Below are 376 nucleotides of genomic sequence, written 5' to 3'. Positions count from 1 at the left end.
GCGGCGTACCGCACCACCTGCTCGACGTATGGGACGTGACACGCACCGCCAGCGTCGCCGAATACCAGCACGACGCCCGCGCGGTGGTCGACGACCTGCTCGCCGCCGGGCGGACCCCCGTCCTGGTCGGCGGCTCCGGACTGTACGTGCGGGCGGTCGTCGACGACCTGGAGTTCCCGGGCACCGACCCGGACGTCCGCGCCCGCCTCGAACGCGAGTTGGAGGCCGACGGCACCGGGCCGCTGCACGCCCGCCTCGCGTCCCTCGACCCGGCCGCCGCCGCGGCGATCCTGCCCAGCAACGGGCGGCGTATCGTCCGAGCGCTGGAGGTCATCGAGATCACCGGACGGCCGTTCACCGCGACGCTGCCGGGCCC

1 protein-coding gene is annotated in these 376 nt (G+C 75.3%); it reads left to right on the top strand.

The window, feature by feature from the left end; genetic code table 11:
- On the top strand, positions 1-376 hold a 376-nt coding region (locus tag AC1DSF_RS31335; RefSeq protein WP_478184203.1), incomplete at both ends, for a tRNA (adenosine(37)-N6)-dimethylallyltransferase.

Source organism: Variovorax sp. 01N429 (genome assembly GCF_056399425.1).
Note: the sequence above shows the minus strand (reverse complement) of the source record. Positions and strands in the feature narration are given on the sequence as shown.